At 45.3% G+C, this 23,543-nt stretch carries 16 protein-coding genes; 6 read left to right on the top strand and 10 right to left on the bottom strand.

What is annotated here, in order from left to right:
• The first annotated feature begins 10 nt into the window (after positions 1-10).
• Genes cysN through cysC form a run of 3 tightly spaced genes read left to right on the top strand, consistent with a single transcriptional unit; the run spans position 11 to position 3,816 of the window.
• The gene (cysN, locus tag BCT34_RS03520) at positions 11-1,438 is read left to right on the top strand and encodes a sulfate adenylyltransferase subunit CysN (protein ID WP_076651323.1); all 1,428 of its coding nucleotides are present in this window, start codon (positions 11-13) and stop codon (positions 1,436-1,438) included.
• Positions 1,439-1,443: 5 nt separating this feature from the next.
• Complete coding sequence (locus tag BCT34_RS03515) at positions 1,444-3,171, top strand: SLC13 family permease (protein WP_076651324.1); 1,728 nt, start codon at positions 1,444-1,446, stop codon at positions 3,169-3,171.
• A gap of 24 nt (positions 3,172-3,195) precedes the next feature.
• Positions 3,196-3,816: an adenylyl-sulfate kinase gene (cysC, locus tag BCT34_RS03510; protein ID WP_076651325.1), complete on the top strand. Its 621-nt coding sequence runs from the start codon at positions 3,196-3,198 to the stop codon at positions 3,814-3,816.
• A gap of 324 nt (positions 3,817-4,140) precedes the next feature.
• Here cysC and BCT34_RS03505 read toward each other — a convergent pair whose 3' ends face one another.
• The 4 genes from BCT34_RS03505 to BCT34_RS03490 are packed head-to-tail and all read right to left on the bottom strand — an operon-like array spanning position 4,141 to position 10,036.
• Complete coding sequence (locus BCT34_RS03505; RefSeq protein WP_076651326.1) at positions 4,141-4,599, bottom strand: hypothetical protein; 459 nt, start codon at positions 4,597-4,599, stop codon at positions 4,141-4,143.
• Entirely contained in the window at positions 4,596-6,578 is a 1,983-nt protein-coding gene (locus tag BCT34_RS03500) for a hypothetical protein (RefSeq protein ID WP_076651327.1), read from the bottom strand. Before BCT34_RS03500 ends, BCT34_RS03505 begins: the two co-directional genes overlap by 4 nt.
• 3 nt (positions 6,579-6,581) lie before the next feature.
• Positions 6,582-8,444 carry a hypothetical protein gene (locus BCT34_RS03495; protein ID WP_076651328.1) on the bottom strand — a complete coding sequence of 621 codons (1,863 nt, stop codon included), beginning with the start codon at positions 8,442-8,444 and terminating at the stop codon, positions 6,582-6,584.
• Positions 8,441-10,036 carry an integrase gene (locus BCT34_RS03490; RefSeq protein WP_076651329.1) on the bottom strand — a complete coding sequence of 532 codons (1,596 nt, stop codon included), beginning with the start codon at positions 10,034-10,036 and terminating at the stop codon, positions 8,441-8,443. Before BCT34_RS03490 ends, BCT34_RS03495 begins: the two co-directional genes overlap by 4 nt.
• Positions 10,037-10,304: 268 nt before the next feature.
• Between BCT34_RS03490 and BCT34_RS03485 the strand changes: the two genes are divergently transcribed.
• Both BCT34_RS03485 and BCT34_RS03480 read left to right on the top strand, forming a co-directional pair.
• The gene (locus tag BCT34_RS03485; RefSeq protein WP_133150988.1) at positions 10,305-10,655 is read left to right on the top strand and encodes a hypothetical protein; all 351 of its coding nucleotides are present in this window, start codon (positions 10,305-10,307) and stop codon (positions 10,653-10,655) included.
• 49 nt (positions 10,656-10,704) lie between these two features.
• Positions 10,705-11,484 (top strand): hypothetical protein, encoded by a 780-nt coding sequence (locus BCT34_RS03480; protein ID WP_102305767.1) that lies wholly within the window; start codon positions 10,705-10,707, stop codon positions 11,482-11,484.
• Positions 11,485-11,567: 83 nt separating this feature from the next.
• On the opposite strand, the gene BCT34_RS03475 is transcribed toward BCT34_RS03480, so the two are convergent.
• A complete protein-coding gene (locus BCT34_RS03475; RefSeq protein ID WP_102305766.1) occupies positions 11,568-12,374 on the bottom strand; it encodes a hypothetical protein in 807 nt (268 codons plus the stop codon).
• Between the two features lie 422 nt (positions 12,375-12,796).
• On the opposite strand from BCT34_RS03475, the gene BCT34_RS03470 reads away from it, so the two are divergent.
• A complete protein-coding gene (locus BCT34_RS03470; protein ID WP_102305765.1) occupies positions 12,797-15,283 on the top strand; it encodes an Ig-like domain-containing protein in 2,487 nt (828 codons plus the stop codon).
• A gap of 68 nt (positions 15,284-15,351) precedes the next feature.
• Here the strand turns inward: BCT34_RS03470 and BCT34_RS03465 are convergent, their stop codons facing one another.
• From BCT34_RS03465 to BCT34_RS03440, 5 genes are all read right to left on the bottom strand, one after another.
• Positions 15,352-16,089 carry a protein phosphatase 2C domain-containing protein gene (locus BCT34_RS03465; protein ID WP_102305764.1) on the bottom strand — a complete coding sequence of 246 codons (738 nt, stop codon included), beginning with the start codon at positions 16,087-16,089 and terminating at the stop codon, positions 15,352-15,354.
• Positions 16,089-16,877, bottom strand: coding sequence for a serine/threonine-protein kinase (locus BCT34_RS03460; RefSeq protein ID WP_102305763.1), 789 nt, complete (start codon positions 16,875-16,877; stop codon positions 16,089-16,091). Before BCT34_RS03460 ends, BCT34_RS03465 begins: the two co-directional genes overlap by 1 nt.
• A 312-nt stretch (positions 16,878-17,189) precedes the next feature.
• Entirely contained in the window at positions 17,190-19,598 is a 2,409-nt protein-coding gene (locus tag BCT34_RS03455; RefSeq protein WP_102305762.1) for an Ig-like domain-containing protein, read from the bottom strand.
• 553 nt (positions 19,599-20,151) lie between these two features.
• Complete coding sequence (locus BCT34_RS03445) at positions 20,152-20,448, bottom strand: hypothetical protein (RefSeq protein ID WP_102305760.1); 297 nt, start codon at positions 20,446-20,448, stop codon at positions 20,152-20,154.
• Positions 20,449-20,470: 22 nt separating this feature from the next.
• Positions 20,471-23,296, bottom strand: a complete 2,826-nt coding sequence (locus BCT34_RS03440; protein ID WP_133150987.1) for a S8 family serine peptidase — start codon at positions 23,294-23,296, stop codon at positions 20,471-20,473.
• Positions 23,297-23,543 lie beyond the last annotated feature (247 nt).

Genomic DNA, 23,543 nt, shown 5'->3' with positions numbered 1-23,543 from the left:
GGAGAACAGAATGAACGGCATCATTGAACAACACATCGCTGATCTAGGTATCGACACCTACTTAGAGCAGCATCAACACAAAATCCTACTTCGGTTTCTGACCTGCGGCTCCGTCGACGATGGCAAAAGTACCTTGATCGGTCGCCTACTGCACGACTCCCGCCAAATCTATACCGACCAGTTGGCCGCCCTTCAGGCCGATAGCCACAAGCTCGGTACCTTGGGCAATGAACCCGATCTCGCGCTCTTGGTAGACGGTCTTCAAGCGGAGCGAGAGCAAGGCATTACTATTGACGTCGCTTACCGCTATTTCTCCACTCAGACCCGAAAATTCATTATCGCGGATACTCCCGGTCATGAACAATATACCCGCAACATGGCCACTGGCGCCTCTAATTGTGACGTCGCGGTGATCCTAATTGACGCCCGAAAAGGCCTGTTAGACCAGACGCGCCGTCATTCTTATATCGCCAATTTGCTCGGTATTGAGCATGTCATTGTCGCCGTAAACAAAATGGATCTGGTTGACTACGACCAACGCTGCTTTGAGTCTATCCGCGAGGACTACGTGCGCTTTGCCGACAAACTCAACCCCCACAGTAACATCCACTTGATCCCTCTCTCTGCCCGCGCAGGAGACAACGTGGTCGAGGTGAGTGAAAACACCCCCTGGTATCACGGACCGACGCTGCTGTCGGTGTTGGAACACATAGACCTCGAACCCGCACGCCAACACGACGAGTTTTGCTTCCCGATCCAATACGTGAATCGCCCCAACCTCGATTTTCGGGGCTTTTCAGGGACCTTAGCCTCGGGGATCATGAAAGTCGGCGATCAAGTCCGCACCCTGCCATCAGAGAAAACCAGTCAGATCGCGCGCATTGTCACCTTTGAAGGGGATTTGCCTCAGGCCGTTGCAGGCCAAGCCGTCACCGTCACTCTCAGCGATGAAATTGACATCAGCCGCGGTGATGTCATTGTGTCATCGCACCATCCGCTCTCATCTAGCCCTCGCCTCGTGGCAGATATTGTCTGGATGGCTGAGCAACCCCTGGTACCGGGTCGTCAGTACAACGTCAAAATTGCCGGTAAGACCACCCTAGGCTCGATTGAGGCGATCCGTCACCAAGTCAACATCAATACCCTCGAAACCTCACCCACAGACACACTGCCGCTCAATGGGATCGGCCAATGTGAGATGAGCCTGACCGAGTCGATACCGTTTGACCACTATCAACACTGCCCCACGATTGGAGGCTTGATTCTAATTGACCCCTTGACCAATTTCACCGTGGGGGCGGGCATGATCCGTCAAGCCTTAGCCGCCCCCCAGCCAGTAGCAAGCAACGTAAGCACCTTTGAACTTGAACTAAACGCCCTGATCCGCAAACACTTCCCTCATTGGAGTGCGAAAGATCTGAGCCAGCAGCTAGGTTAAGTGACATGAACTGGGAACAAAAAATGGTGCTTGCCACCCTATTGGTGCTAATGGCTTGCCTCATGCTCACACGTATTAAGCCCGCTTTCCTGTTCGCTGGCGCGACCTTTGTCGCCTTCCAAACAGGATTGCTTGACCTAGCCACCCTTTCTGGGAGCTTTACCAATTCCTCATTGCTGACCTTGATCTTGTTACTCCTGACGGCTTGCGCCTTGGAGAAAACTCGCCTGATCAGTTGGGTCGTACAGCAAGTGTCTCAAGGAGAACAAGCGTCCGTCGTCATGAAACTTGGCTTCTCAGCAGCGTTTCTCTCCTCTTTCACCAACAACACAGCGGTCGTAGTGTCACTCATCGGCGCAGTCAAACGTAATCAACGCCACGCGCCATCTCGTTTGCTCCTACCACTTTCCTATGCGGCCATCATGGGTGGTACGCTAACATTGATCGGCTCTTCCACCAACTTGATCATCAACAGTTTCGTCGAAGACGCCGGACTGCCCAGCTTAAGCTTTTTCGCTCCCACTGTGATCGGTCTAGCCGTACTCATCGGGGGTATGATGGTTCTGGTACCACTCAGCCATTGGTTGCCCAACCACGACACGCAGACGCAAAAGGAGTTGCCCTACTTTCTCGAGGCCCGCGTTGAGTCCAACTCTAAGTTAGTCGGCAAAACCGTCGCACAAAATGCCTTAAGAGGCTTGCGCCGGCTCTTCCTGGCTGAGCTGATTCGAGAAGGGCAAACCATTGCGCCGATATGGCCGGACACCGAGCTGAGAGCCGGCGATGTTTTGCTGTTTTGCGGCGATGTCGAGAGCGTGGCAACCCTACAGGAAATTCAAGGGCTGCAACTGTTTGGTCAACATCACCTGAACGGCCAAGCCTTGTTAGAAGTCATCGTCAGTCATTCTGCTCAAATACGGGGAAAGACGCTAAAAGAAGCCCAATTTCGTGAACACTTTGATGCTGTTGTCGTCGCTATTCGGCGCGGTCATGAACGTTTGGCCGGTGGACTAGGCAATATTGAACTGCACGCGGGCGATACCTTAGTGCTGGTACCAGGTAAAACCTTTCACCATAAGTCGAAGCCATTGGATCGTGAATTTGTGCAGGTCAATGATCTCGACTCCAGCGCCCGATTAGACCGCCGCAAGAGTCTGGCGGTACTCATCGGATTTGGCGCGGTGATCCTAGCCGCGCTGCTTGAACAGCTCCCCTTAATCAAGGGATTAGCTGGTTATCTGTTGAGCTTACTGGCGTGCGGTGTTGTGACGCTGAATGAACTCCGCCACCGCTTCCCCACCGATCTCATCGTGACCGTCGGCTCTGCGTTGTCTCTCGCCCAACTGATGGTTTCAAGTGGTCTCTCCGACATGCTGGGGGGAATGTTTATTGCCTCGTTTGATGGCTGGGGCCTTTACGGTGCCTTGATCGCTATCTATCTGCTGACCATGTTGTTAACCGAACTGATCACCAACAATGCGGCTGCGGCCCTGGCGTTCCCACTGAGCTACAGCCTGGCGTTGGGCTATGAGGCGGATCCCATGCCCTTCATTATGGCCGTCTTGTTTGGGGCCAGTGCCAGTTTTATTTCTCCCTACGGCTATCAAACGAATTTGCTGGTCTATCGCGTCTGTCACTATCAACTGCGCGATTATTTACGGCTAGGCCTGCCCGTGTCACTGGTCTATTCAGCGCTGGTGCTCACCTTAATTCCCCAACTCTTTCCTTTTTAATTGAACGATAACGGAACCCTAATCATGACAGACTCCATCGAAACACCACTCAGCAACAATGTCACGTGGCACAACCATGGTATTGATAAAGTATTTCGCGCGACACAGAAAAAGCAGCGCCCCTGTGTGCTGTGGTTTACTGGTTTGTCCGGAGCCGGCAAATCAACGATCGCCAGTGCCTTAGAAGCCCAGTTAGCCAAGTTGGACGCACACACCTATTGCCTCGATGGTGACAACATACGCCACGGTTTATGTGGGGATCTCGGTTTTTCCCACGACGATCGCAGGGAGAATGTTCGCCGCCTTGGTGAAGTCGCAAAACTGTTGGTCGATGCCGGTCTGATAGTGCTCACTGCATCCATCTCTCCCTATCGCGACGACCGTCAATTCGTTCGTCAACAGTTGGAAGATGGCGAATTTATTGAAATCTTTGTCGATACCCCATTGCACGTGTGCGAAGAGCGGGATCCTAAAGGTTTGTATAAAAAAGCCCGGGCAGGAAACATTCAACAGTTCACCGGCATCGACGCCGAGTATCAGCCCCCTCTGGCACCCGAGATCCACCTCAACGCAGCAGACAACACCATCGAAACGCTGTGCCTTGCGTGTCTACACCATTTAAAACACAACCGGATCTTGCTTTAGCAAAATAAGACACTGACGTTGGCCTACTGACACGCGTCTCGCGCAGCGCAATAATGGTCAGTGCCTCGCCACTTTCGAACCGATAATGAGGGTTTGGATCAATCCCATCAAGAAGCAGAGCTGGAAGGTAAATGGTTGTTGGCAAGTCGAATTTACCCCCGTGATACATCATGGGAATTCACAGCGAACCGCATCAGAATAATGGATAACTTGTAGTAGGGTAAACGCATATTCACAGCATATGAATAAGTAAAAGGTCTAGCGCGTAAAGGGGCAGAATGTGTTACGCCCTTAGCCCCATTACACTTTGAGCGTGGGAAAGTGTTACTTTATGGGTGTCACAACTGAATTTTCATCCAATAACTCTTGTTGCAGGTCAAACACCCTGAAACGGAGCCTGGCATTCTCAGCCTCTAACTGCTTTCTAGCTTTAACTGCATTGTCTCGTTGAGTTCTGTACTTGTCTTTCAACTCATTGGCTTTTTTTAACTGGTGTTTTAGCCTATCAAGCTCAGATAAAGGGACATCTAGCTCAATATCTAAACCTGTTGTCATCGCCTTATCGCGGTTGAGGTTGTATTCATCGATAACAGGTTTGGCGTAGGCCACGAACTCTTTGAACTTATGGACATAGCTATTGCCAAGTTGGGCTTCATTATTGATTCGGTTCAACGTCAGCTTGCCTGTCGCCTTAAGATGAAGCGGCTTGCCATCTAATAAGCGCTGAAATGCATTGACCAGTAACCCTTCTGCCTTGCAGGTTGCCTTATACTCTACTTTCATGACCATACCGCCTTAATATCATCATTGAAGCTATCAAATGGGATGCTGTGTTTGACCAATGTTGGTTCAATGGACTGAATCTTCTTTTTTCTGGCATCCAGAATCAACTCATTGGCATAATCACCCATATCATTGATTGCCCGGAATGACGCAATGAGTTTTTCCCGCTCCCTTGAAAGCCTTTTGGCCGCCTTATCCGTGACAACCTTATGCTCACAGGGGGCTTCAACAATATCCATCAGGGAGCAAAGGCGTTCACAGTTACGGTTGGTGCAGTAGCCCCCTGTAGGAAGTAATACAATGGATTTGTCACCAGACCTTACCAAAGCGAGTAGTTCACTTCGGGACATAACAATTCCCTCCCCTTGCGCTAGCCGCTCTGCTTTATTCTGGGCTATGCGCTCACCTTCTGCACCGCTTAAGGTATCGGATACATTGTAAATCTCATCCCATGCGTTGACCGCTGAACTTTCAATGGCTTCATCAAATTCACTCATTAACTGAGTATCCATCAACAGTTGATTGGTACGCGCCAGCTCGGAATAATTCGCGTACCAATTGGACATGTTTATATTGCGGTGCTTAAGCTGGTATTTTACTGTGAGTGCGTTGCCCAGTCGGTTCTTCACCATAAAGACCACAAAACTCCGCCGTAAATCATGAGGGCTAAGCTTTGGTAAACCGCCGCCGACCTTTAAACTCCCTGCGCGGTCTGGATTTAGCAGGTCGAATTCCTCAACGTCCTCGGCGGTCGCAATAATGTTGAATTCTTTCAAATTCAATGCATCATCAGTACCGTAAACCCTATATTTTAACGACGATTTATTTATGAGAGCTTCACTGTCATAAGGGATATCAGAAGAAATAAAGGCACTCTCAAGGTCTTGTCGCTTAGCATTATATTGGTCTTGGGTTAACTGACCTTTTTGATAGCCGTCATCTAGCCGCTCTAACGAATATTTTCTCGCAGCTTGCGTGGCGTCATAAGCTAGCTCCAGTGCCAGTTTTGCGATAGGAGCAGTATTCCACGTCGTATAAATCTTTTCGCCTTTATTGCCTTTTGTCGAAAACCCTGAGACCTTTGGTACAGCAGCCAGTGAATCGTCATAGCTCTCTTTGTTCATGGAGAGCAGCTCTTCCTTTCGGGCAGCGGAGAACAAGCCGACACAGATAAAGCACATCCTGAGCATTGCTCCTAACCAATTTCCTTTCCTGTGAAAGGAGAAGTTAGGAATGGCTTGTCGTTCAGGCCACTTGCTTATTCTTCTAGACATCCTTTGGCTGAATGTCATCATTTGCCTATCGGTTAAGGCACTTACATCAAGTGCTCTAAGCTCAGCGCTGAACATTTCATCCTGATAGGTGTATAGTTTTTCCATCGCCTCTGAAATCTGATGGCGATAGGGGTGGTAGGTTTCCACAAACTCAACAACTGTCTTTAAAATACTGACATGAATCGCTTCAGGAAACGCGATTGCCTGACCATCATCAGCATCAGGGTTAACCCACTTGATATACTCTCTTTTATTGACATAACGCGTTACAAGGCCCGCTTTATTAAATGCATTAATCACAGACGCAATATGTCGGCACGTACCTTCATTGCCGACCCCATGCAATGTTTTTCTGCACCTTTTCCACTCTCGTTCACTCGAAAGCAAGCTGAAGTCACTTTTTCCCCAGCGTGTTGCGATGGTGTTTAAATTACCCCTTGTCCTTAGCAACGTGCTAACAGCAAAATGGGAATTGGGGTTTGATTTTTCCTTTTGCCATTGCATCAGCGCATAGAGGTAAGATTGAATATCGTGGCAATACTTCTCATCAAGATGCCTAAAAGAGATTGTTTTTTCATTCTGGTTCAGGGCGTGAAAATCCCAGGCTAAATCAAAGACACGGGACACACCTTTCCCGTCAGAGTCAAATGTCACATACGGGTTTTCAACAAGTTCTTGGCGAAGCTGTATAAGCTTTTCAGACATAAGTTACCCCTTAAAAAATTGGCTTGCGCTGGCTCGGTCTTGGTAAAGCGGGTGGTACTCGCCGTCATCCACTTTTTGTTTTGCTTGAGCGTAGTTTTTAGGTGCTTTCTGTTTCAGCCTGAGAAGGACTTTTTTCAATAGGCCTTCCACCACGAAATACTCATCTTTAGGTGCAGAATTACTCGCCACCATCTCTTTGAGGTCTTCAATTTGCTCTAAAAATGACAGCATCAACCAGATATCATTTTCTGACGCCACCAATTTATGACTGTCGCAATCGAAGCAAGCAAGAAAATCCGTGCAACGCCCCGCATCTTTGGAAAAATCAATGCCCAGCTGCTTCATGCGCCTTGCTTCCGCAATAAGCTTCTCTGGTGTTGCCCCTGCGCATTTGATGCCACTGGGTGTTGTCATTAATGGCTGCTCTTTGCTTTCACGGCTGCGCAAATTCTTATAATCAAAATCTGACAAAATATCGCTGCGCATCGCCTTTGCATCCTCGATGGCTTTGCCAATCTCCTCGCCCTTGGCAACCGCGCTTAACGCGCCAAACGTGGCATTGAGGTTATTATCATGGTCTGCCTGAACACCGCTAGAGTACCGTTTGGCGACAACATTTACGGAATTATTCAGCCCCTGTGACACAAGGAAGATATCTTCAGTCACTCGCATCAGTACATCAGATTTTGTTGCTCTGAATCGGCTTGTAGTCACCGTTAAGCCAGTTATCTTTTCAAGCTGAGTATTGATGTAGCCAATATTTGTACCATTTACATTGAAAGTCCAAACCTCACCATTGGCATTAAAGAAAGGGCAAAGCGGCAACTCATTTGACAGCGTGATACCCAGTGATTGGTACATCACTTTAGATGTTTGTAGCCAGCGGGTGATCAGTTCTTTGGTTCGCAAGCTAAAGCCAGCGCTATTATCTAAATCCTTATAGCCTGCCCTAAACTTCTCACCATCAAAAACAAACCGCCCACTGCCAATATTTTTAAATGAAACGTCCTTATGCTGTACATTAGCGAGCACCGATGTATTCATGCCTGTCAGCATTGAGAACACGAAAAACCAATTGCGTGATGCCTGATTATAAAATACCTGCCGATGAAGTTGCTCAAGTGGAAGCGGGCTAGTCTTTAATGTTCCAGCTTGGGGTTTCATGCACTGCTTGAAGCCCCTTTTCTTTTTTGCACTTTGCCTTAATGTCCAGTTATTGCGCCTTACTTGTTCATCAAACCGCTCTTCATCAAAGAATGGATGAATATCTAGCAACTCATTGTTCTCAATCGCTTCCTGAAAGGCCAATGCACCTTTAACCAATACCTTGGATAACGGCTTCAGCTCTGTTTCCACATGGAAGGCTTTATTCGCAGCAGGAGCTCTCGCGGCAACTTCTGGCAACGTCTTAAGGTCAGACTCTCTATTCCACAGCCTTAATAGGAAAGATAAGCTGCATTTAATTTGCCCTGCTACCGATACCTGCACACCTTTTTCGCGTAATTTATTGAAGTGCTTAATGCAATCAATCATGACGGTATTAGCGAAAAGGTCACCGTGATGACCAATGCCGTCAAGGTATTTAAAGTAAGTAACAAGCCCAGAAAAATATTTCTGCTTTGACCTGTTTTCAGGTAAGGGGTTTAGCCGTTGGTGAATGTCCCTGACGATATCATCTCGATTCGCCAACACTCCTTTGCCTGACCTTATTTGCACCATTGTCGGGACATGACAGTAGCGCAGGCGGTGAGTGTAAGATTTTAGGCCATTGCCAGAATCTAAAACCATATCTTCAAAATGAAGTGAGATAATAGGTGCGTTACTCTTAACTGTCGTAATTTTGGTGCGCTTACGTCCTTGCTTCATACTGCCGCCTCCAAGTCATCAAAAGCGCCAATATAGTCCAGTACGTCCTCGTAAATTTCATCGGCAGAGGGCATATCCTGTGCAATTTTCAGATATTCCATGGTCGTCGCCCTATCTTCATGGCCTAGCAGCGCTGATACCCTATCCAATGCTTCATCAGGTGTGATAGATGGGTTGCCATACTCATCCTTTTTATTTAGGAGGTGACGGAAGATATTTACGGCAAACGTTGAGCGTAAATTATGTAGGGAACCAACAATAAACTGGTCAAGACCTTGAGTTAGGTTTGCAGTGTTACGTATTTCCACCCAGCGTCCAGTAAAGTCTTGTAACCGCTTAAACATGGGTTTCCCGGACTGGGTAATAAACAGGTATTCCAGCTCAGGGTTAATCGCATCATCACCCTCAAAGAAATGCGTATTACCTGCCTCAACCTGTTCTTTGCACCATACTTTAAATTTCTCAAGGCGCTTTTGATATCTGTCAGACTGCGAGTAATCGTAAAGCATCTTCATTAATGCGGCGGGGATAATGGTTTCGCGGCTTTTATTCTTCTCTGCAAAGCCCTCAGCCGTTTTTGTTAGTGATTGGTATTTATCACCGACACCCAAATCCATCACAGGCTTTTTAAACACCTCTTTGCCGTCCTGAATCATAGTTTCAGGGTTAACAATCTGTCCCAAATGAAGACTCGCAGCTTCCTCTCGGCGTAGCCCCGTATTACGGCAAATCATTGGGTGCAGGCAAAACTCAATCGGCAGTGAGTGCAGTTTATTATTGTCACCATGACGAACCACCCTACGAGACTTCATTAATATGTTTTGCAGGATGTTCCATTCATTATTGGTAAACGGCTTTAGATCACGGCGCAGGTTGCTGAGGTTTGTGCCGCCACTGCGTGATGACTTAGAAAACTTAATCCGCATATCCGTCGTGTGTACCTGCTTACGTTGGTAAGCTTTCATACTTGATGCAGACGCTTCGAAATGGATGTTAACTGTCTCAAATTGGAAGGGTGGATTATTGAAGCGGATACCTTGACGAAGACAATGTTTATAGAAGCCAACAACACTACTCATATATTGCCTAACCGTTGTTTTAGCCAATACACCATTAATAGCGAGCTGCTTTATTCCATCTCGATATTGATAGGTTAACCGCTCTTGTTTGTTGCGGGGAAAAGCATCCCAATCTGGGCGGGGGTCATCATAGAGAGGGTCAAAGTCCTCTTCATCGTTTTCAGCATCCCACTCAGCCTGCTTGTCCAATACAAAACTAAAGTAATGAGCAAGCCCTTGTGCATCAGTGCCAAGCTCAAGCACGCCATTATCGATTGCTTTCGACAATAAAAACTCATTAACCATGTCTAATGATTGATAGCTGATTAGTTTGTCTTTATCGTCATACTCAGTAATATGGAGTAAAGGGAGTGTTTTGATGAGGGTTTTATTGCCATTGGCACGGTAGGTAACCTGAGGTTCGCCATTCTCATCAATAGATACCAATGGTTTCTCGTAAACGAAGTTAGGTATAGTCGAAATTTCTACTTCTTTTCGTATGACCTTTTTCTGATTTGCATCTTTGTCTGACATACTAAACCTTACACTGTACATACAATCAGTATATACAGCATTCTCAACTTTGAAAGTTAATTATGAGGTTTTAGTCTATCAGGTAAGTTTTGAAACTGGATATACGTAATCTTCACACTTTATTTAGTCATAAAATCCAAATAGGCAGCCAAATATTGATGACTATTTGATCTATTTGCTGTGCGTTTAAAAATATTGGGAATGATAAGTACAACACATCAAGTAATGCTAATATATGAAATCGAACGCATTAAAGACACTCAATGGTATGAAAAACACAAACTCTTTAACGTTGATTGACTCAACCTTAACCCATAACGCTCTGGTCGACTTAACAGCCGTATTAAAGCAAGCACTGTTGCAATCTGAACTCGCTCTACAGTCGTCATTAGAAGCCAACCAAACATTGATTGACCCTTACCCTGTCATCCCTCTGCGCATTCTGACTGAAGGCATACGTAGTGCTTACTATCAAAATACCGGATACTCAGCAGATACGTTTTTAAGCCCCTATGCCGATGAGTCCCCCACCGTTTACTACCGCTTGTGCGTCCATACGAAACAATTGCTATCGGATATCGAAACACACATCGAACAAAGCTCGCCAAAATCTAAATAGCGAGTGCGAAGTTGTATAACCCTGTTAAATATCAACGGGGATTCCTTTTATGAACACGTCAACATTTTCACCAAACAATCGTCCAATTCAGAAGCCTCAAAATAACAATGGTCCATCGACAGCTAACGTACATTCGATGCCTGCAAATGGACCAAGCCAAAACCAACCTCAGAACAACCAAGCGTTAGCGCGATCCGTACCACCAGCAAATAACCCGCAACAGGAAGGAAGCAAACACAATCCATTCAGAGCAAATAACCCTGCGCCTGATTCGAATTCGCTGCGCCAGATCCGAGCGCATGGTTACAAAGTTCATGGCGGTAAAGCAGCGTTAGAAGTGAAGCCGGACGAAAAGCTGAAGTCGAGCCAACAGGGTATTGTTGATGAAAATGGCGAGCAAAATATTTTCTATACCATTCGTTTAGAAGCTGCCCTTAGTAATAACTCAACTGATCGCTCATACAATTGGAAAGATAAGGTCGCGATTCAACTCACAGACATCGAACTGCCATTGTTCATTGGTGTATGTTTGGGTTATTACCAAAAGATAAGTTTCAGCAATCATGGGGTCGGTGGTGAGAAATCATCGAAATTCTTTGGCGTAGAACACCAAGGTACGAAAGTCTTTTTCCAAGTAGGTCAGAAGGACAAATCGGTCAGACCCGTACCAGTAAACCTTCCACAAAGTATGCATATTGGATTGATGGCTCTAGAGGTCTACTGCAGAAACTTTCCGGGAGTGGATTCCAATACAGTACTGAACTCAATTTCCAGTATGTGCGGAATGTACATATCGCAACAGACACTGGAGATTAAAGACAAATTATAAAATCAACGGTAATTATGCACAAAAGCTCCTCGCGGAGCTTCAGGGGAGAGTGCTAGTTCACTATCGGAAACGGAAACGAACCATCATGATTCTGGATGGGCGACCTTAAACGTTTTATCAAACACGCTGACCATGACAACGTTGTCGTGCTGATACACATACATCGCATTACCGGGCAGCGTTTTCTCACCTTTATATTCAATAACCCTTGTGTACTTATAAGAACCCTTATCGCTCAAGTCGAACAAAACGACGCCCACCCGTTCACCTGTGGTTGTCTTTGTTTTGGCGAAACCCAGAACATAAGGCTTGTTATCAATAGAAATCGCTGTGTCGATATAGAGTTCATCAAATTGAGTGGCCAACCCATATAGGTACTCTTGTGTCTTCCATTCGACCCGCCCCTCATATCCCTCTTTATAAATTGGCGCTTCAATGTAGTTGAATGAGTTCGGTTTCCCAGAGGACGCAACGACCGTCACCTTCTCACCACTTGTTACTACGGTTGCATGCTCTTTATGCTCCGCTAAGAACGCGTAGTCGTATCCACTTAACCTTGAATAGTCCATCGCCGCATGCCTGATGACATACAGTGACTCCTTCCCATGATTCAAATTCATTAAGACGTACCGACTCGATATGCGTTTGGGATCAGTCAAGTGGATTTCACCATCAATGATCGGAGCTTCGTATGACTTAAGGTTAAATTCATTCAATGACACTGGCGTCGCCGCTTTGAAATACTCACTGGCACCATCAACTTTGTGAGATGGACTGTGGTTAGTATTTACGGGGGGACAATACGCAGCATCTTCGGGTTCACTTGAACAACCAGTAATAACGAAGACGCTCGCAATAAGACAACTGAATAGATGGGGAGATTGGTTCATTGGATCGTCCTTTGAGTAAAGTTACAGAGTCATTCTAATTGGGCGATCCACACTTTATTTCAAATAACGACGCGATTTTGACTTCTTAACTAGGTTTGTTTTTCTAAACATTTAATCTTTCTGGTGTATACTAATTTTGAACGAGTGAATGACATAAGTTTATTCTTAGTTCCTCCATACAAATCCGACTGGAAGGGGTTCCAGAAGGTCAATCCTCGGATTGAAGTCTTGCAGGAGAGGTCTTGCGAGCACAAGTCTCTTGGAAGGGGTTTCAAGAGCGAGAATGGGCTCATTACGAGCCCTTTTCTTTTTTCAAAGCACCATCGTCAATCAATCACCGTAATTTCTTCCTTTATTTGAATTCCTGTTAAGTCACTCTTGATAACATCAATCTAATTCACTTTGATTTAAATAGGTCAAGTATGAAATTTCGATTATGTTTTCTTTCAATTTGTCTTACCGCTTCTGGGTTAGCGCATTCAGCAATCGAGGGGTTCGAGTTCACCGATACACTCGGCATATCGAAGCTTGTAAAAACGAACACTGCCGAATCCACGTTAATTAATAACGTCGGTCAATTAGGGGTTCATGTTAGTGCGGGATTAGATCGTCGCATCCGAGTCAATATTCTTCAGAACGGCGTTGCTGTGACCAACACCACGGGTAACGTGATCACGGTCAATGATTCACAGTCTCCATTCAATAGTGAGTATTTCGGTTCATTACTTAGCGTTTCTATTCCCTCAGAAGGCAGCTTTACCGTTCAGGCGGAAACCCTGTCACTAGATGGAGTGGTGGTTAATTCAGAAACCACGAACATCATTAGGGATGTCACGCCACCAGCCTCTGATGATATGTCAGTAAAATACATGTATGGCGGCTACGTAAACTCAATGCTGCCTACCGGAAGCTGGTATTTATCAGCTCAAATGGGTTCCTATACCTCAACCATCGTTGAAGTCAAAAATGTCTCCGATACATCGGGCATTGATAACATTGAGATGGAAACCTTCACCTTCGACGCCGAAGACAATCGTATTCCATATAAATCGAAGAGCCTTGCCTACACTGAGTCAAAACTATCTGCTGAAATAAACCTTTCAGCGAACTCTACTCTATTCCCAGTTGGTAATGCGATTGATCGATTCCAAACGCGATCAAAGATTTCGGACAAGGCCGGTAATGTCACCTATACCGCCTATCAAGATGTGTATTGGGACTCGTTACGAACGGACACACTAGAGGCTGTTGGTGTCTTGGTTCCAGGGAGTAGCAATGTAATTGGCGGATTAACCGGGTTTCAACCTTATGTGCGCGAGATGAAGGTAGATACCAATCCCGTAACGGTCTTATACCGTGTAGCAGATTGGAATTTTCGCGATAATTCTGGGAGCTTCGACAATGCGGGGGGGATCTGGGCTTCTGGAGCTAACGCCGTATACACAGACAGAGGCGACGGGTTTATATATTTTGTCGATACCTCACCCGCTGGAGCCATCGGTATATCATGGAGAAACCAAGCGCATTACCGGAATGTGACTGGGCCAAGCCTTTATCGTGTAACACTCTCAGATAGCGCCCGACAAACTCCTGTCCCGAGATATGGGCAATACTATTATTCGGATACACAAGATTGGGGGTCATGGAGTCGACGTGTGTACAATGATGAACTGCCAGTACAGATCGAGCGCATACGACTTTTTGTAAATGCTAGAAGTTATCCTCAAATTGCCTATCACGCAGGGCATTCATGTTCGGTTCCGACAGGGCAAGATGTATGTGATGTTATCCTAAGCTCACCTTGGACAATGACAGCTGGTGGATCGGCTTATTATCACAGTAGCTTCACTGTACGTAGTGAAGACCAGACTTTATCGAGTAACCCTACGTACCCCGTTGGATCATACAATGATAGGTACTATCCATCTGTAGAGGAAACCTCATTTAATGAAGATACCAAGGTCTTATCGGTTCGCGTCGAGCTTACATGCCATACGTGCTACCAAAATAGGATTTACATGGATAGATATGAACTGCAAGATGCCGATGGAAACAAGCTCAATGTCTCGCGATTTAACTCAACGGTCAACAGCACGACTTTTGAAGGCCAATATAATCTAACCGAGCTACCAGAGGGGACTCATGAAGTCTACGTCTATGCAAGAGAGCGCCACGGTCCAGACACTCGTAAACATGCCGTCACTTACGTCAGTGACAAGACCGCTCCATCGATACTCATGGGTTATGATGGAAGCACTTTATCAGATCAGGTGACCGATTTGAGAAAAGTGACCTTTACCGTTTCTGACAGGTCTAGCATCAATGACATTACTGTCTCATTACGTGGTTCTCGTTATGACATTGACTATCAGCTTGGGTACTCACTTCTTGAAGAAACAGTAAACAGCCAAACCTATCAACTCGAATTACCTAAACTCTTCCCCACGCTTGATGAAAATGAAATCTATTCGTTATCGGTCGTTGCTGCAGACGAATTTAGTAATACCAACTCAATACTCAAGAATTTCAGTTACAAGCCCGAAAACTTGATTGTCATGGACACCATTGACTATTTAGCGTCGCAAAGTAATACACCGCTCTATTTATCAAATGGCAAACCAATGGCGATCATCTTGACAGAGCGAGCACTCACGCTCGAAAACAGTATGTTGGCCACTGGTGACCAGCAGGGTGAAATCACCAACAATGCCACCTCGGACTTCCCGATCCGAATTCAGACTAAAACTGGGTGGGTGGAAGTCGTGCCGGGACAAACGAAGGACATCGTAATCGATTTGGGTAACGGAGAGCCACTTTATGTGGAAGTCTATCCAGTTTCTAATAACAGCAATGGACACGCCGATTTTCTGTTTAATTTACCGCAACTCCGTTCGGCGTATATCGATTGAGGCACCGATGTGCTTCTAGAAGTACGTTCGAAATAAAAAAGGAGCTTGACGCTCCTTTAATTGTTTAACTAAACAGAAAATGTACATGCAACGAGCGTATAATCGTCTTTTGCGCCTTTCCGTTCAATACGACGTAATAAGCTGTTAGATAATTTTGTGACATTTTTCATGGTGTTCGGTGAGAATCTAGGGTTTTCCTCCCAGTACGCATGTGCGCCATCACTCATCAGATAAATAGTTAAATTCTGTAGGTCATCAACGTAATCAGAAACTTTAAAGCTGAAAAACTCAGGTTTCATTGGTACAACTTGAGATATAGCTGTTGTGATTAGGTTTTTCCCTGTTGCGTTTTTCAATTGGGCCTTCGTATATAACTTCTGATCGATCAACATTTGATGCTGAGTATGATCTTTAGTTAGTTGGACCAACTTGTTTCCTTGCTTTACGTAAGCTCGACAATCGCCAATATGACCAATTATTATTTCGGTTGAATTTACGTATGCATAAGTGAGTGTTGTTGAAGCCACTTCATATTCAGGGTCATAGTTAGACAGCACTTTAACGTTCGTTAAGATACCTTCGAATAAATCTGGAGAAAGTAAACGAGCCTTGGACAGATGAGACTTCTCTAAATACTCAACAGCAGCCATTGAAGCTAAATCAGAGCCCTTGTAAGAACCAACTCCATCGGCCACTGCAAAAAGAAAACCATCATCACACCTAGTGGGGGTAAGGATCGAATCTTGGTTTACTCTTTTATCAGATTTAGCATGAGTGAAACTACTACATTCCTTTAGCTTTAGCATTATTCGACAACCTCAACAACGTTGGTTATATCTTCCAAAACGAGATCAATATTCGTATATCGAGTGCGTGCTTGGAAATCAGCACATTTTGCAATTATTTTCTGCAAATGTTTATCTTGAACGTCCAACTCTTCAAACACTCTACCTAAAGCAAAAATATCCGTTTGATGCGTGTAGATGCCTGAGTACATCAATTCTGGAGCACAGTATCTCGTAGTACCAAGAATGGTTCCGAAAGAAGTTAGAACCTCAGATGTTGGGTCAGGATCGGTTTTTCGAATTAAACCAAAGTCTGAAATCTTATAGAAGACATCTGGTGTTACCTCACCGTTCAATTGTATGTACTTATCATGTGAAAACTTCAGAATATTAAATGGCTTGATGTCTCTATGTAGGTAACCTTTACTATGAATATGTTGTAAACCTTTACACGTCATAATCATGACATCGAGTTTGTCTTGCTCACTTAGTTCATTTGCTTTAATGAGATCCGCCAAGTCACAATCTGCAAGTTCCATAATAAAGTAAGGTGAATCACAGTCTAGATCTGCGAGGTAGATATCAACGACATACTTGTGTTCACATTTATTCTGACTGAAAACCTCACGCTTAAATCGTTCTTTAAACATTTTAAGATCGTTCTTTGGAGCCAAAACCTTACGCGCATATTGATTAGGTTGTTCACCTTCTTTGTAGTTTCTGACAAGCTCGATTTTTTCGACAAAGCCAAAACCGCCTTCGCCTAAAGGTTCAACAGTTGTAAATTTATAGTTCGCGATAGATAACACGAATAGACCTCAAAACGTTGTCCATCAATTATTGACAGATTTATTAATATACAAATCATATAGTTGCCGTGAGAATACAACATTTTAAATAAGAGGGCGAGATCACATAGTTCACCTTACAGCAGTGATATCCGCTTTTATGATTTCGGATAATTTCTGCTTAGTATGAGACATTAGTACTCTCCCACATTTAGGCATATCTCAAAAACATAAATCATCAACGGTTATTACGAAGAAGCCCCTGTTCACATAAGCATGAACAGGGGCGGTAAAGGCGCGTGAGAATATCTAATCGCTTCGCCCTGTTAATCGTCAGTAAATAGTACTGAGGGACGGTATAGAGAACATAAATTGAGCCGTACCTTCCATTCGCTCAGACGGAAACACTTCAACTTCCAAGAGGTCACCTGCAGGCCCGAGATCTACCATCACCGCTTTGGTTTCGCCTGGTAGCACATTCACAATACCCGTATCCGCCACAATCGAGATAGCGAAGTCCGAATCCTTACGGTTACTGATTTCCGCTGTTTGTGGCCCAGTTGCACGTTGCCCACCTTCAATTATGAGCGGATCTTCGGTGTAAATTCGAGCCAGTGCATTTGATGAAACATCATACAAAGCTTGGTTTGCAGGTACGTAAGGTTGTGCCTCAACAACAATCAGGTTATCTGGCTCATATCCAAAGGATATTTCTTTGGTTTGTACGTTCTTCTGCTCATCTTCAGCGGTAATAATTAGCTTGTACCTTTCTCCTTCCTCATAATTGAGCGTGGGGAATATTTTGGGCTTCGCTACACGAAACAGCCCATCACCATGCGATAGCACCGCCAGATAGACATTCTCTTCAGCATCAGAGCCCAACAATTGCACACTAGTCGGCACAGCCTCACTGAAATCTTCCAGATGGATTTCAAGATCACGTATATCACTCAGAACATCGGGTAATGCTTCGCCTGAGTACATAACCTGTATCTTGGGCTTCACAGTATCAATCGTGAACGTTTCAACGCGGTTGGTTTCGTTGCCATACGAGTCAATGACTTTAAATACAAAAGGCACATTCATTTCAACATCTAGCGCAGACACATCGAAGCTGAAATCGTATGTCTGCAAGTCAATCTGATTGGTATGAGAGACAGGGATGTCTTGTGGACCGGCTCCAATGTTGGCCGTTGCTGAAATGGAGCTGTATCGCCACATGGAAGACCGCCAATCAAAAACCGTATCGGCATCATACGTTTGCATCGTAATGGTTTGTGCAGCTCGGTCATAATCAATAGAGCGAATGGCAATGGGATTGAAGTCCCAATAGGTATACAAGTACCCCCCGTGTACATTCATCGAGCCGTCTTCTTTAGCGGTATAAATAGAATATGGGATATAACCGCGCCCTGTGGCGTAAATATAGTTCGTACTGATATCGCATGATGTCGCGCCGGGGTTCACGTAGCATGAGCCGCCACTGGTTATGGTGAGCTTTTGTCGATAACTACGCGGCTCAACGAATACTCGCACGGCATTGATTGTATAGGGAACATTCGTTTTCGGTCTGTCATTGGTGATCCACTCACTTGATAAATTGGTTTTGTGCCACACCCCCGTAAATTTCGGTGCCATATCAACCCCCGCAGCGAGGTTGAAATTCAAATCACGATATCGATAAGTCGAACAGTAATGACCCGATTCCGTATAAAAATGGAAGTAGCTGTACATTTGAGGGTAGTTAATGGTCGGCTGGTAATACGCATACGTAGAGTCTGTGTTGCTGACCATATGATTGAGTTTCTTCCAACCATAAGGGGAGTCATTAGTAGCAAATTGTGAGAGTAAGCGGCCATATCTAATCGAGACTGGGTTGCTGTATATCGTCATACCTGAGTAGTACGATTCCCAAACGCCAGATTGCGCGTTACGTACTTCAATCTTATTGGAGCTGGTGGCTGGGCAAGTAAAGTCCATATGTGACGATCGAGCAAGGGTACTTACATTACCTGATGTATCATAAACATCGATTCCAAATTGGTAATATCCGGGCGCAGGGACAAGTCCCGCACCAGTGGTGGCCGCGATAGACCCCGCCACAATCACGGTTTTTCTTTCTAGATTATATTCAACGTCTTTGTATTTCTTGGAACCATCTGGTTGCTTAACCCAATATCTGGCTTGTGAGATGCCGTTGTTGTCACTAATGTCACTCACTTCAAGCTGCTTCGTTGTCCCTGTGTGCCCAAAATTATCGATGTGACCATAATATGCATTGAGAATGTGAACGAACTGCCCACTGATCACCGGCTTAATCGTGTCTTGCACAAATGTATAAGATTCCGTTGAGACGACTGCATTGGATAAATCTAGGTATTCCACAACAACGGTGTACTCCCCTTCGTTTTGAGGCACCTTGCTGAGAACCACTTCCTTACCGTAGAAATCCTTGCCGTCTATGTTCAGTCGATCATGGATATTTATGACAGCGGTCAACTGACTTTCAACTAGACCTGAACCATGTTGCAGTCGAACCTGAATTTTTCTATCCAAACCAGATGAAATCTTAAGGGTCAGCGTGTCTCTTATGTTGACCATATTCAATTCACGGCCATCGACGCTTTTAGGGTTGCCACTCGTATCGGTAAATGAAACTTGTTCTAGCGCAGCCGAAGCGATTGGAACATTCGTTAGCCCTAAAATCATTGTCATTAAGGAGAGCTTTAGTGTGGTCTTCATTTTCTCTGTACCTTTCAAAGTCAGCCATGCGGTCTATGGTCGAAACAAAGGCATCGGCCATCTCACCGATGTTATCTTCTGCGGTGTATAGAGATTCCAATTAATGGAATGATTTTCAGTGATTGTTTTACGTAACTGAAGGTAAAGGGAGAAGATTGGCTACCGCGCTAGGCTTGGTTAAATGAATGACAAGAAAGACCAACGCCGTCAGTCTCGCCATTCATTTTCGAGGTAGAGAAGGTGTATTGTACGTTTAACTTAATCTGATGTGCTTTGAGATCATTCAGTGTCAGTCGTCGCACTGGTATCGGACTTTGATCCGGTAGTTTGTGAGTCTATAGGCTTACGCTCAAACTTTAGGACAAACATAAGGGCATTAATTCCGACAATGACAGACAGTACTACAGGAATATATTCCATCTCCATCGTTGTCAGTATGGAAGATTGACCAAGTACTTTACTCAATATGAAGTAAGACAATGCTGCGGCAAACGCTGCTATAAACAGGCAGTGCCTAAAACCGAATCGATTTGAGTTTTTCATAAGTTCGGCCTTAGTTTGTTGATTCTGTCGATGAAAGATTTTGCGCGGCACTACAAACGTGTTCGATGGCCTTTGATTGGTCCACAACCGTTTCATTCAACGCTCCTTCGCCATTGATGAACACATACCAAGAGTTATCGGGTTCTAAGCTGACGTAACCAAGTTTCTGTCCGTCAGGAGCCATAACCGAGATATCCATATTACTTTCATCGACCAGAAGGCATTCACCATGTTCAGCCACTTGTGAATACGCCGAAGAAGTGAAGATGAAGCTAAAAGCACAAATACATAATTGTTTAAATTTCATGGCAATAATTCCTATTAATTTATTAATTAATACTGATGGTGACTGGTATTTCTTGAATGGTGGCGACACCATCCACATTCACGAGCAACCGAAAGGTGATGACGTGTGAACGAGAACCGTTAAAGTTACCTTTCGTAAAGGTCACATCAAATGAAACTGTGTCGCCAGGATTGACGGACGTAACCGCTGTTCCGGTTGGGGCGGTTGGGTTATTTGTTGGGACGATGCTTTTTACGACGCCTGCGAAGTCACCCATCGGCTCAAGCTCGATATTCATGTTCTGCGTTGTCAGGTCCAAAGCAGCGGCAACGGCACTTACAACCTCTGCACTATCTCTTGATAGAGTGAATGCCTCTCCGCCCGTTTCATCGGTGATTTGATGTACGTCAGCAATACTCCCACCCGACATCAAACCAAAAACGATGATGCCTCTATCGGTAAGCGCCTGTAAGGTGTCATTCCAGCCATGCCCCGGATATGAAGCGTCACTATCGGCATTGTTAAAGCCAGCGTCGGTCGCTAGAAATACAATCGGTAATGAATTAGTACGCCAACCAACCTCTCTCGATGAAGCTAATTGATACAGTGCTTCCAACTGACTTTCTGGCCCATTGCCACCAGCTTTTATCTGCAAGCTATCCAACGTCGATTGCAGTGAGCCTTGTTCACTACTTAAAGCTAAATCCAGTTGGTAGGCATAATCACCTGATGCTGATGATCCGTAGGGATATATCGGGAAATCGCTGAATGAAGCTATGCCAACCGCAACGTCATTTGCGACAGTACTAAACTCTTCTATCAATTCATTGGCTTGTGAACGAAACGTCTGGATGTCATCGCTATAACTCCCCGAAATATCGACGAGGAAGGTTATGTCTGCTTTATCGTAGATTGATGATGTTTCAGTTGGTATTTCAATCGTGATGGTTTGGGTTACCTCACCAACACCACTTGGGACCGATACCGTGACTGGTTCAGTTCGAGCTAACGTTGCTTCACCCAGACTCGTGACTGCAGCCTTCAATGCAAATTCAGCATTCAGTCTTGCCCCCTTACCTGAATGGCTTGAAGATTCAGAAGCGGATAAGGGACGGGTAAAGCTCGTGAGCCCAGTCGATGTGGTAACTTCATTTTCTATCGGTGACGCTGAAGAACGGAGTAAATGTGTAATTTCGCTCGGTGTTAATTGGGGGTTAATGGATTGCATCATCGCGACGGTCGCAGCTACGGCTGGCGTCGCGTAACTTGTACCCATTACAAGGGCTTGCGTCTCATTTTGAAAGCCAACAATGGTCCCGGAGGCCGATATATCCACTCGATCACCATAATTTGAGTAGTACGCTCTTTTGACAACCTCATTCGATTCCGATGAACCTGCATAACAGTATTCAGAGGCCAGTAAGTCCTCGCTTTTCCCATTGGGAAAGCTTGCCCCTGTCGTATGAGCACCAACAACCAACAGTTGTTCGCTGTTAATCGAAGTCGGTAAGCGATATGAAGCGTCGCCAGCGCTTGTCATTCCATTTCCGGCAGAAGAAACGATAACGACATTGGGGTAGTTGATCGCGATATACTCAAAGAAAGCGCTTAGTTCGCTAGAGATAGCATTGAATTGAACTGTTGAGACTCCATTTGCCAACACAAAATCGCCTTTGCACGTTAGCGCAGCATTTGTTACTTCATTCTGTTGGACATCCGAATCAACGCTGTTGTGGTCAACCCTATGTATGCCCCAACTCCAATTGACAACACTTGCGCCATTTCGAATCATCTTCAACGTCTGTCCGATAAAGCCAAGCCTGTTGTCGACCGTGATGTTTGCACCGTTATGACTTTCGGCTAAAGCACTGATAAGACCTGCGTTACCACCATTCCCTAAACTCGCTGCGATGACGCCTGTGACATTACTGCCGTGATTGCCAATCGCGTTTGCTTCAGCATCAGTAGATGCTGACCTGCCATACAAGGTGACACTGTTGCGAGTCGTTTTCTCATTGGCGGAATATGTCGAAAAATCAGCCAATTGGAAGTCCAGACCACGCTCGAACACACCCATTGCCACAAAGAAAGGTAAGATCGGATTCGTCCCAAAAACAATGCTTTCGTAATAGTCAGCGGCTTGTTCCAGTTTATTGCGTTCCCGTTGTTCAGATAAATCCGGATCCGCAGTCCATGAAATAGCCTCAGTTTGAATCATGGGTTCAATCATCACGTTGTCGACCATCGAATCTGATGTGAGAGTGTATTGAATTGACTCTAAACTTTCGTAGCTATCCGCGTTGACCTCTATCTGCCACCAGTGCAGTGCAGACTCACGACCCACAATGGCACCGGAGACGAGTGCGGCCACTCGCTGTGCATTGTCGAGAGAGTCATGATCCGCGTGCAATCGAACAATCAAATAGTCACTGTAGAATTCTGTACCGGAAGTTGAAGTCACTGTGCTTTTAAGCTCTTTCATCCCATCAGCAGAAACCGTAAACCAATCTTGGTTCGAGTAACCTCCACCAGCTTCCAACATGATTGGACCAGAAACTGCTTCATTCGGAATTATGAAAGTAGCATTGGAACCATTGACCTCCATGGGAGTGAGTATTTCCCCACTGAGATGTATAAGCGTATCGGCTGGCAAGTCTACATTGGCAGTGATTGTCACCTGTCCCCCAGCCACGCCATTCAATGTCGAAAGTTCGGTTAATAGTAATTGCTGACTCGAACCGGATATGTCGCTGCCACCATTTGACTCATTTGAAGTGCTTGTGTCCCCCCCACTGTCTTTACAACCGGCTAGTAGCGCAACAGCGACTAGGCAAGTAAGGGTGCTATGTTTGGCTATGAATTTTCTCAAATTAACCTCTGCTCTCTGAACATTGTGTTGGTCTACACGATATACACAGCAAACTGATGTATTTAGAAGGCTGCTAAAACTAAGAGGGTAAATCGCTAAATTTTTGAATTGGGCAATTAACGGAGGAAAAATAGCAAATAGTTTGTATAAGAGGCTGTTTGTATGGGCTTTGTGAGCGACCTTTAATTGATAGAACCCTACGTTTGACGTGTGATAAATGATGGATAAGGTCAGATATAAAGAGTGA

This window comes from Vibrio sp. 10N.261.45.E2 (genome assembly GCF_002875705.1).
In the GTDB taxonomy this organism is placed as follows: domain Bacteria; phylum Pseudomonadota; class Gammaproteobacteria; order Enterobacterales; family Vibrionaceae; genus Vibrio.
Note: the sequence above shows the minus strand (reverse complement) of the source record. Positions and strands in the feature narration are given on the sequence as shown.